Source organism: Olleya aquimaris (genome assembly GCF_003259525.1).
In the GTDB taxonomy this organism is placed as follows: Bacteria; Bacteroidota; Bacteroidia; order Flavobacteriales; family Flavobacteriaceae; genus Olleya; species Olleya aquimaris.
On sequence record NZ_QLLO01000007.1, the window covers coordinates 136,554 to 147,915 of the forward strand.

Below are 11,362 nucleotides of genomic sequence, written 5' to 3' on the forward strand. Positions count from 1 at the left end.
ACCGCATTTACTTGGAGATATTTAATGACATTTTAAAATTTAGCTTGATTGACATTATTGATGTGGTCTTAGTAGCACTACTTCTCTATTATGCCTACAAACTAGTTAAAGGGACTGTTGCCATAAATATTTTTATAGGTATTGTAGTGATTTACTTTATCTATTTAACGGTTGAAGCTTTACAAATGGTGTTACTCACCAAAATATTAGGTGGTTTTATTAGTGTTGGTTTTATTGCTTTAATTATAGTATTTCAACAGGAAGTTAGAAAGTTTTTATTAATGATTGGCTCGACTAACTTTTCAACTAAACGTGGCTTTTTAAAACATTTAAAATTTTTACAAACCGAAGGGATTTCAACGTCAATTACAGATATAGATGCTATTATCTCTGCTTGTAACAAAATGAGTAGTTCAAAAACTGGTGCTTTAATAGTATTAGAACGCAATAATAATCTTGACTTTTTAGTCAGTACTGGTGACGAGATGAATATTAAAGTCACACAACCCATTATAGAAAGTATCTTTTTTAAAAATAGTCCCTTACACGATGGTGCTATTATTATCCAAGACAATATCGTTAAAGCGACGCGTGTAATTTTACCCGTAAATAACGAAAAGACTATTCCGCAACGCTTTGGATTGCGTCATCGTGCTGCAGTTGGTGTAACAGAACGTACAGATGCAATTGCGATTGCTGTGAGTGAAGAAACTGGACAGATTTCGTGTTTTAGAAATGGTGAATTCCTACCGTTTAAAGATACGACAGAGTTGGCTGAGATTTTAAAGAAAGATTTGGATTAAATTTAAGCCACCTTTTCTGCTTGCAAAAACTGCACTTCGTACAAGTTTTTATAATACCCATTATCTTTTTTAAGTAACTCTTGATGCGTCCCTTGCTCTACAATTTGACCAGCATCCATCACAATAATATTATCTGCTTTTTGGATAGTTGCTAATCTGTGGGCAATAACAATAGATGTACGACCTTTTGTTATTTTCTCGGTAGCATTTTGTATTAACTGTTCAGAATAAGAATCTACAGAGGATGTAGCTTCATCTAAGACTAAAATACTTGGATTAGTCACATAGGCACGCAAAAACGAAATAAGTTGACGTTGTCCAGAAGACAGCATCACACCACGCTCTTTAACATTATAATGGTAACCGTTTGGTAAACTCATAATAAAATCGTGGATTCCAATATCCTTTGCTGCTTTAACTACTTGATCTTCGGTTATATTAGGATTATTTAAAGTAATGTTATTTAAAATAGTATCTGCAAACAAAAATACATCTTGTAACACCACAGCAATTTGCTGTCTTAATGAGACTAAAGTATAATCTTTAATGTTTGTATTGTCTATGTTGATGTCTCCAGAATTTATTTCGTAAAAACGATTTAATAAATTAATAACTGTACTTTTCCCAGCTCCTGTCGCACCTACAATAGCAACTGTCTCTCCTGCTTTGACGTTAAAAGAAATTCCTTTTAACACTTCTTCATCTTTAACGTAACTAAAATGCACGTTGTTAAAGTTGATATGACCTTCAAAATTGTCTGCAATCAAATTACCTGAATTATCAATATGTGACGTGGTATCTAAAATTTTAAAGACTCTGTTTGAGGCTATCATTCCCATTTGAAGGGTATTAAACTTATCTGCTATTTGACGTAATGGTCTAAATAACATAGGAATCATAGTAATAAACATAAACAATGCACCAGGTGTGACATTACTACCTTCAACCAAAATATTTAATCCACCATACCACACCACTAGACCTGTGGTTAACGAGCCTAAAAATTCTGCTATCGGAAAGAAAATAGAGTTATACCAAACCGTTTTTAACCAAGCTTTTTTATGACGGTTATTTATTTCTTTAAAGTTTTTATATTCTGTGTCTTCACGTGTAAACAATTGTAAAATTTTCATACCAGTCACACGTTCTTGCACAAACGAGTTTAGATTGGACACTTCATTACGCACATCTTCAAACGCACGCTTCATGTAACGTTGGAAAATTTTTGTAGCAAATAACACTATTGGTAAAGTCACAAAAACAATTAAGCTTAATTGCCAATTGTAATACAACATAGCACCAGAAATAACCACCATAACTAGTAAATCTCTGATAATTGTAAATAAGCCATCACCAAAAACAGACGATATACGCTCCATGTCTGTTACTGCTCTTGTAATTAACACACCAACTGAAGAGGTGTTAAAATATTTCATCTTAAAGCTTAGAATATGGTCAAATAGTTTTACACGAATGTCTTTTACCATTTTTAACCCTAACCAAGATGAATAAAAAATAAAAAACCACTGAAACACGACTTGAGCCACCAACAAGCCTATCATTAAAATAATTAAATACAGAAAGCCTTTAAAGTCGTTTTTAACTAAATGCTCGTCAATAATTTCTCTAAGTAACACAGGAGTAGCAATACTTAAAGCTCCTAAAATTAATACTGAAATGATTAAGCTATAAAATACTGTTCTGTATGGTTTGGTGTATTTAAACAAGCGTTTAAATAAGCCTAGATCAAATATGTTTTCTTTAGTTTTTGTCATATTTACTTTTCGTAATTACGAAAATATATAAATTATTCTTCTTTTAGTCTTATGTCTTCAGGATACGCTACTTCTGTTAAATATAAACCATGTGCTGGAACAGAAAATCCTGCTTCACTCCTATTTTTTGAAGCTATTATAGTATGCATATCTTCAACTTGTAATTTACCAATTCCAACCTGAATTAACGTCCCTACAATTGCACGAACCATGTTACGTAAAAATCGGTCTGCTTTTATGGTAAAATGCAATTCGGCTTCAATGACTTGCCAATGGGCTTTCATTATTACACAATTATACGTCTTTACATCAGTATTTGTTTTTGAAAAGCATTGAAAATCTTTATACTTAAATAGAATTTCTGAGGCTTCCTGCATCTTTTTAACGTCAAGAGTCTGCTTAACGTAATAAGCAGCATCGACATTAAAAGGGTTTTTCTGCAATGCAATTCGATATAAATAGGCTCTACTTAAAGCATCAAATCTGGCATGTGCGTCTTCTTTAACTTTAAATATTGAACAAATAGCAACATCATTTGGTAAAAAAGAATTGAGTTTAAATTTAAGTGCTGTAAAATCTAAAACCAAATCTGTATCAAAATGTGCAAACAATTGTTTGGCATGTACACCAGCATCTGTACGTCCTGCTCCCATAACTGCAATAGTTTCACCTAAAATTGTTGACAATGCTTTTTCAACAACTTCTTGAACAGAAATAGCATTGGGCTGATTTTGCCAACCATGATAATTTGATCCATTGTATGAGAGTTCTATAAAATAGCGCAAGAAAGCTGTATTTTTACATTTAAAAAAGCAAAGATAATTTTATTCCTGCGAAGGCAGGAAACTTTTTAATAAAATTAAGATACTGTAAAACGTTAGTTTTAAAGATGAAAAAAATCCTGTTACTCTCAGATACACATAGTTATATTGATGACACTATTTTAAAGCACGTCAAACAAGCGGACGAAGTCTGGCATGCTGGAGATATTGGGGACTTAAACGTCACAGACCAAATTAAACAATTAAAACCTTTACGTGCGGTTTGGGGAAATATAGATAATGATAAAGCGCGTGCAGAGTTCCCAGAACACAACAGATTTACTATAGAAGGTGTTGATGTTTGGATCACACACATTGGTGGTTATCCAAACAGGTATAATATTAGAGTGAGAGATGAAATAGAAGCTAATCCACCAAAACTATTTATTTGTGGACATTCCCATATCCTAAAAGTGATGCCAGACAAAAAATTAGGTTTATTACATATGAATCCAGGAGCAATCGGAATTCATGGGTTTCATAACGTAAGAACAATGCTTCGATTTACTATAGACAATGGTAAAATTGACCATTTGGAAGTGATTGAATACCCTAGAAAATAAAAAACCCAAAGCTTTCACTTTGGGTTTTTTTCGCACTAATACTACTAAGATGTTAGGTTTAACGTAAACGATCTACAGATTTTACAAGATCTTCATCCCTCTTAATGGCTCTATTTGATAAAATCAAAAAGACGATAGAAATAACAGGAAGGAAAATCGCAACACCTTTCTCAGAAACATCATTTGCTTCTCCAGATGCGGTTAGTATTCGATACACGAAAAATCCTAGTAAAATTAAGTTTAATATCTGATTGAGTCGTCCCAACATAAATTGAGACTTTCTGTTTTTGTAACTAAATATTGAAATTAATGCTAATAACGCAGACCCTAAGAACAAACCAAAAATAACCAGTTCGTCTTTAGCAAAGATAACAACCTCATTTGCAGTGGTCCATAAATCAAAGACAAAAATCAATCCGCCAGAGATTGAAGCAACTACTAATAGGTATACTGTTTGAATGCGTTGTAACATTTTTAAAGTTTCAAAATAAAAATTGAACGACAAAAATATAGTTTCTTTTATAAATATTGAATAAAAAATTAAAATAAAAGTTGTATTATTGCAGTAACGTTATGCAACACTCACACTAGCAGAACGTTAATTCTTCAGAAGTTTATCTTATTTTCTTCAAGAAATAATCAATTCAAAAAAAACTATTTTACATAAGTTAATTCAACATCAATGTTTGAAATCTCACAATTAAAAGAAATGAAGCTACCTGAATTACAGGATATAGCTAAAAAATTGAGCGTCCCAAAATTTCGTTCACTTAAAAAACTAGATTTAGTATATAAAATACTAGATAAACAAGCAGCAGATCCAAAAGCTGTTTTAGAGGTTAAAAAGGATGATGCTCCTGCTAAACAAGCACCAGCAAAACCTGCACAACAAAAACCTAAAAGAGCACGAGTTACTAAACCTGCACCTCAAAAAGACAATGCTAACCAACCAAAGTTAGATTTAAAGTCTGAGCCAGAAACCAAAGATAAATCTCAAGATACTGCTCCAGAAAAACCACAACAAAAAAAGCCTGTGCATAATCACCAAAAAAACAAGCAGGCTAACGACAATAAAGACGATAAACAAAAAGATAATAAGCAACAAAATCGTCCAAAACACAACAATCAAAAAAATCAAAAAAATAGTAATCAAAAAAATGGTAATCAACATAATGGTAACAAAGACAACCGTAACCGTTACAGAGAACCAGATTTTGAATTTGACGCTATCATAGAAAGTGAAGGAGTTTTAGACATCATGCAAGATGGTTATGGGTTTTTACGCTCATCAGATTACAACTATTTATCATCTCCAGATGATATTTATGTATCACAATCTCAAATCCGTTTATTTGGATTAAAAACTGGAGATACGGTTTTAGGACATGTACGCCCTCCTAAAGAAGGTGAAAAATACTTCCCTTTAATAAAAGTTAGTAAAATCAATGGTCAAAACCCTAACGTGGTTAGAGATCGTGTTGCTTTCGAGCATTTAACACCATTATTCCCGCAAGAAAAATTTAATATTGCCGAAAAACAAAGTACCATTTCTACTAGAATCATGGACTTGTTTTCTCCAATAGGAAAAGGACAACGTGGTATGATTGTGTCACAACCAAAAACTGGTAAAACTATGTTATTAAAGGATGTGGCTAATGCAATTGCTGCAAACCATCCTGAAGTCTATCAAATGATTTTACTAATAGACGAGCGTCCTGAAGAGGTAACAGACATGCAACGTAATGTGCGTGGAGAAGTTATTGCCTCTACGTTTGATAAAGAAGCACATGAGCATGTAAAAATTGCTAATATCGTGTTAGAAAAAGCAAAACGATTAGTTGAGTGCGGACACGATGTAGTAATCCTTTTAGACTCTATTACACGTTTAGCTAGAGCATACAATACAGTACAACCAGCATCAGGAAAAATATTATCTGGTGGTGTCGATGCTAATGCACTACACAAACCAAAACGTTTCTTTGGAGCTGCACGTAATATAGAAAATGGTGGATCACTTACAATTATTGCAACAGCATTAACAGAAACTGGTTCTAAAATGGACGAAGTAATCTTTGAAGAATTTAAAGGTACAGGTAATATGGAGCTACAATTGGATCGTAAGATTTCTAATCGTCGTATTTTCCCTGCAATAGATTTAACATCGTCTAGTACACGTCGTGATGATATATTATTAGATGAAACCACAATACAACGTATGTGGGTAATGCGTAAATACTTAGCAGATATGAATCCTGTAGAAGCTATGGAGTTTATAAACGATCGTTTTAAACAAACCAGAAACAACGAAGAGTTTTTAATCTCTATGAATGGTTAATACTCAATTTATATAAAACACAAAGCCTTAATTTAATCGTTAAGGCTTTTTTTTTTGGGCGTTACCCTACTTCGCAAAAAAAGCTACGTAGCGTCGCGCTATCCATTACTAGTTTTGGCTCGAAGCGTACGCTCGCCAAAAGCTAACCATTACTATCACTATCGCAACTACCAAAAGACAGTATTAATTTTTTTTAACTATGACTACCAAAGTTTAAAGCAAAAAAAAACGCTTCAAATATTGAAGCGCTTATATTATTATATAACTAAAGCTAATTATAAAGCAGCTACGTGCTTTGCTAAACTAGATTTTAAGTTAGAAGCTTTATTTGCGTGAATCACGTTTTTCTTAGCTAACTTATCTAACATAGATACAACAGATGGGAATAAAGCCTCAGCTTCTTTCTTGTTATCCATCTCACGTAACTTTTTAATTGCGTTACGAGTCGTTTTGTGCTGATACTTGTTTCTTAAACGCTTAGCTTCGTTACTTCTAATTCTTTTTAACGCTGACTTATGATTTGCCATTTTGTTGTTTTTCTTTTTATTAAAAAATTGTAGCCCGTAGGGGAATCGAACCCCTCTTACCAGGATGAAAACCTGGCGTCCTAGCCGATAGACGAACGGGCCATTTTGCTATTGAGAGCGCAAATATAAATTTAATATTTAAATCTTGCAATCTTTTTCAAATAACCTTCAATGTTTCCATTGCGGATGCAAAAATACAACTATTTTTAAATGTTGCAACAACTAATTAAAAAAAATTAAAAAAAAATACATTAATATGCTTTTGCAAACAACACACGTTGCTTAGATGTCGCACCAGTAAAGACACAAGCCCCATTTTCAGGTTTTCCATCAAGAGGTATACATCTAATAGTTGCTTTGGTTAATTCTTTAATTTTATCTTCTGTTTCTGCTGTACCATCCCAATGTGCAGAAATAAATCCGCCTTTAGTTTCTAATACTTCCTTAAATTCTTCAAAGGTATCAACTTCTGTTATGTGCGCATTTCTGAAGTCTAATGCTTTTTTAAATAACGTATCTTGTATTTCGGTCATTAATCCTTCAACTTTCTCAATTAAAGAATCTAAAGACACTACTTCTTTAGTTAAAGTATCGCGTCTTGCAAGCTCTACGGTACCATTTTCTAAATCTCTAGCTCCTATAGCAATTCTTAAAGGTACGCCTTGTAATTCGTGCTGAGCAAATTTAGCTCCAGGTCTAAACGTATCTCTGTTATCATATTTAACAGAAATATTTTTTGACCTTAAATCTTTCATTATACCATTGACTACATCTGTAATAGCTTCTAATTGTTCTTCATTTTTATAAATTGGAACAATAACGACTTGATTAGGCGCTAAATTTGGCGGTAACACTAATCCTTTGTCATCACTGTGTGTCATAATTAAAGCTCCCATTAATCTTGTTGACACTCCCCAAGACGTTGCCCATACATAATCCTGCTTTCCTTCTTTTGAAGTAAACTTAACATCAAATGCTTTAGCAAAATTCTGTCCTAGAAAGTGAGATGTTCCAGCTTGCAACGCTTTTCCGTCCTGCATTAATGCTTCTATACAATAGGTTTCATCTGCTCCTGCAAAACGTTCGCTTTCTGTTTTTAATCCTTGTATTACAGGAATAGCCATAAAGTTTTCAGCAAAAGTAGCATAGACGTTATTCATTAATTCAGCCTCAGCTACAGCTTCTTTTTTTGTAGCATGAGCTGTATGTCCTTCTTGCCATAAAAACTCTGCAGTACGTAAAAATAATCTTGTACGCATTTCCCAGCGCACCACATTAGCCCATTGGTTTATTAATAATGGTAAGTCTCTGTAAGATTGTATCCATCCTTTGTAGGTATTCCATATAATTGCTTCACTTGTAGGACGCACCACTAACTCTTCTTCTAACTTAGCTTTAGGGTCTACTCTTAATTTACCTGGTCTATCAGGATCATTTTGTAATCTGTAATGAGTAACTACTGCACATTCTTTAGCAAAACCTTCAGCGTTTTTCTCCTCTGCTTCAAACAAACTTTTAGGCACAAAAAGAGGAAAATATGCATTTTGATGTCCTGTTTCCTTAAACATTCTATCTAATTCTGCTTGCATTTTTTCCCAAATAGCAAAGCCATAAGGTTTAATTACCATACAGCCTCTTACAGCAGAGTTTTCTGCTAAATCTGCTTCAACTACCAATTCGTTATACCATTTGGAATAATTTTCGGCTCTACTTGTTAGTTTTTTACTCATATACAGTATTTTGGCACAAATATTGTGATTATGTTAAATAATAAAATAGTTCGACAAAACTAACTATTTTTGTAATGTTCAACAATTAAAAACAACATGTTATGAAATTAATTAACTACTTATCTAACAAAATACCTGCTTTTATGGTGCTTTTTGCTGTATTGGCGTTAAGCTCATGTGGCTCTTACCAATATGTTGGACAAACTAGCGATGGTATTTATGAAACTTCTACAGAAATAGAAATTCAAGAAACAGAAGCAAGACCAGTAGAAAATAACAATGATTACTACACTAATTATTTTAAAGAAAAAGCTTTAGAAGCTGAAATATATAGCGACTCTGATGATGTTTTTACTGATATAGATTCGTATCAAGGTACTTACGATGAAACTTTAGATGGTGAAAACCAAAATGGTGGTTGGGGAGCCTCTAACCAAAACGTCGTGATTAACGTTTATGATAATGGCTGGAACAACTATGGTTGGGGCTGGGACTATCCTTGGGGATGGAATAGCACTTGGGCTTGGAACAGACCTTGGGGCTTCAATCGTTGGGGTTGGAATAATTGGGGCTGGAATAATCCTTATGCTTGGAATTATGGATGGGGCTGGAATGCAGGATTTGGCTTTGGCTGGAACGCATGGTGCCCACCTTATTATGGCTATGCATACAATGGATTTTATAACAATAACTATTATAGAAGAGGAATTGCTTACAACTCTGGTAGACGAGGAACATTAGCTAACAGAGGATCTGTTTTAAGCACAAGAAACTCTGTTACTAGACCAAGAACTAATACTACAACCAGACCAAGAACAAATACAACTACACGACCTAGAACAAGTACAAACACTAGACCTAGAACTAATAGTACAAGACCAAGAACTAATACAACTAGACCTAGAAGTACAAACTCTAGACCTAGAACCAATACAACTACACCTAGAAGTACTAATTCTAGACCTAGAACATCTACATCTACTCCTAGAAGAAACAACTCAACTCCTAGAACAAGTTCTCCTTCAAGAAGTAATTCTACAAGAAGTAGTTCTTCATCTAGAGGAAATAGTAGTGGTGGATCAAGAAGAGGAAGAGGTTAAAATTTAAAAAAAATAGTTTATGAAGAAATTAATTATGCTAGTCATAGGTACCCTATCTATGTCTATTAGTCAAGCACAAGATATAAATGATGCCCTAAGATATACTGATGGAACTATCAAAGGTTCTGCTAGATTTCAAGCTATGGGTGGAGCATTTGGAGCATTAGGTGGAGATTTAAGTGCAATTAGTTTAAATCCTGCAGGTTCTGCTGTTTTTACGACCAGTTTTGCATCAATCTCTTTAGGTAGCGATAATAAAGACAATAACACTAATTATTTTAATGGCAACAGAAACTCATCAAACTCTACAATAGACTTAACACAAGGTGGAGCAGTTTTTGTGTTCAAAAATCAAAATAATAATTCTCCTTGGAGAAAATTTTCGTTAGGATTAGCTTTTGATAATACTAAAAATTATGAAGACGACTGGAGAGCAATTGGTACTGGTAATACAAGTATTGGAAATTATTTTTTAGCAAATGCTCAAGGATTACGTTTAGACGAAATCTCAGCATTTGATGGAGAAACTACATCGGAAGCCTATTCAGAAATAGGTAGTGCCTATGGATACCAACATCAACAAGCATTTTTAGGATATGATTCTTATATATTAGAGCCTGACTCTTTTGATGATGATAATACCAATTACTCTAGTAATATTGCAGGTAACTCATTTCAGCAAAATTATTTATATACATCTACGGGTTATAACGGGAAAATAAGTTTTAATATGGCTGCTCAATATGAAGATGATATTTATTTAGGGTTAAATCTTAATTCTCATTTTTTAAACTATAATCGTTTTACAAGCTTATTCGAATCTAATTCCAATGTAAATTCATCTGTAAGTGAAGTGTTGTTTGATAACACGCTTACAACAAATGGATCAGGATTTTCGTTTCAATTGGGAAGTATTTTTAAATTAACTAACGAGTTAAGAGCTGGTTTCACCTATGATTCTCCAACTTGGATGACCATAAGAGAAGAAACTACACAATATTTAGAAACTTTGGTTTTAGACGATACCAATGGAGATTTTTATCAAATAGTAGATCCTAACATTTTAAATGTGTTTCCAAGCTACAGAATACAATCACCTAGTAAAATTACAGGAAGCTTAGCCTATGTATTTGGAACACAAGGCTTAATTAGTTTTGATTATTCTAGAAGAGATTTTAGCAAAACAAAATTTAAACCAACTTCAGATGCTTATTTCGATCTACAAAATACGATAATTGAAAACACACTAACTGCAGCTTCTACTTATAGAATTGGTGCAGAATATAAAGTGAAACAATTTAGCTTTAGAGGTGGTTACAGATTTGAAGAAAGTCCTTACGCAGATGGAAGTACCATTGGAGATTTAACAGGATATTCGTTAGGTTTAGGCTATAATTTTAATTCTGTTAATTTAGATTTAGCTTACAGTAATTCTAACCAAGAGCGTAACGAACAACTTTATAATGTTGGTTTAACAAATGCTGCAAATATTAATAATGACAATACGAACATTACATTGACCTTAGGTTTTAAATTATAAAATCTATACTTGAATATTTAAAAAGTCTGAACTTCTAGTTCGGACTTTTTTTGTCCATGTAATCAGTTAAATTGTGTAAACAACATCCGCTCTGTGTATGTCAAAGAACAAAGTGCTATTGTTAAAAATGATGAAGTCACTGAGTTTAGAGTAAACTTAAAACTAACT

10 protein-coding genes, 1 tRNA gene and 1 pseudogene are annotated in these 11,362 nt (G+C 33.2%); 6 read left to right on the forward strand and 6 right to left on the reverse strand.

Features of this window, described 5'->3' with window-relative positions; genetic code table 11:
* Window positions 1–11: 11 nt before the first annotated feature.
* Complete coding sequence (cdaA, locus tag LY08_RS10760) at window positions 12–803, forward strand: diadenylate cyclase CdaA (protein ID WP_111660453.1); 792 nt, start codon at window positions 12–14, stop codon at window positions 801–803.
* Window positions 804–805: 2 nt separating this feature from the next.
* Here the strand turns inward: cdaA and LY08_RS10765 are convergent, their stop codons facing one another.
* Window positions 806–2,578, reverse strand: coding sequence for an ABC transporter ATP-binding protein (locus tag LY08_RS10765; protein ID WP_111660454.1), 1,773 nt, complete (start codon window positions 2,576–2,578; stop codon window positions 806–808).
* A gap of 32 nt (window positions 2,579–2,610) precedes the next feature.
* Complete coding sequence (gene truA, locus LY08_RS10770; RefSeq protein ID WP_111660455.1) at window positions 2,611–3,363, reverse strand: tRNA pseudouridine(38-40) synthase TruA; 753 nt, start codon at window positions 3,361–3,363, stop codon at window positions 2,611–2,613.
* Window positions 3,364–3,467: 104 nt separating this feature from the next.
* Here truA and LY08_RS10775 point away from each other — a divergent pair, with 104 nt between their 5' ends.
* The gene (locus LY08_RS10775; RefSeq protein ID WP_111660456.1) at window positions 3,468–3,962 is read left to right on the forward strand and encodes a metallophosphoesterase family protein; all 495 of its coding nucleotides are present in this window, start codon (window positions 3,468–3,470) and stop codon (window positions 3,960–3,962) included.
* Between the two features lie 58 nt (window positions 3,963–4,020).
* On the opposite strand, the gene LY08_RS10780 is transcribed toward LY08_RS10775, so the two are convergent.
* Window positions 4,021–4,434: a DUF4293 domain-containing protein gene (locus LY08_RS10780; protein WP_111660457.1), complete on the reverse strand. Its 414-nt coding sequence runs from the start codon at window positions 4,432–4,434 to the stop codon at window positions 4,021–4,023.
* A 210-nt stretch (window positions 4,435–4,644) separates the two neighbouring features.
* On the opposite strand from LY08_RS10780, the gene rho reads away from it, so the two are divergent.
* Entirely contained in the window at window positions 4,645–6,297 is a 1,653-nt protein-coding gene (gene rho / locus LY08_RS10785) for a transcription termination factor Rho (protein WP_111660458.1), read from the forward strand.
* A 275-nt stretch (window positions 6,298–6,572) separates the two neighbouring features.
* On the opposite strand, the gene rpsT is transcribed toward rho, so the two are convergent.
* From rpsT to proS, 3 genes are all read right to left on the reverse strand, one after another.
* A complete protein-coding gene (gene rpsT, locus LY08_RS10790) occupies window positions 6,573–6,824 on the reverse strand; it encodes a 30S ribosomal protein S20 (protein ID WP_111660459.1) in 252 nt (83 codons plus the stop codon).
* 30 nt (window positions 6,825–6,854) lie between these two features.
* Window positions 6,855–6,926, reverse strand: a tRNA-Glu gene (locus tag LY08_RS10795).
* 149 nt (window positions 6,927–7,075) lie between these two features.
* Entirely contained in the window at window positions 7,076–8,554 is a 1,479-nt protein-coding gene (gene proS / locus LY08_RS10800; RefSeq protein WP_111660460.1) for a proline--tRNA ligase, read from the reverse strand.
* A gap of 101 nt (window positions 8,555–8,655) precedes the next feature.
* Between proS and LY08_RS13485 the strand changes: the two genes are divergently transcribed.
* From LY08_RS13485 to LY08_RS10820, 3 genes and pseudogenes are all read left to right on the forward strand, one after another.
* Complete coding sequence (locus tag LY08_RS13485) at window positions 8,656–9,654, forward strand: hypothetical protein (RefSeq protein WP_146603219.1); 999 nt, start codon at window positions 8,656–8,658, stop codon at window positions 9,652–9,654.
* Window positions 9,655–9,673: 19 nt separating this feature from the next.
* Entirely contained in the window at window positions 9,674–11,194 is a 1,521-nt protein-coding gene (locus LY08_RS10815) for an OmpP1/FadL family transporter (protein ID WP_111660463.1), read from the forward strand.
* A gap of 75 nt (window positions 11,195–11,269) precedes the next feature.
* A pseudogene (locus LY08_RS10820) lies at window positions 11,270–11,362 on the forward strand (dodecin domain-containing protein); the annotation flags it as partial.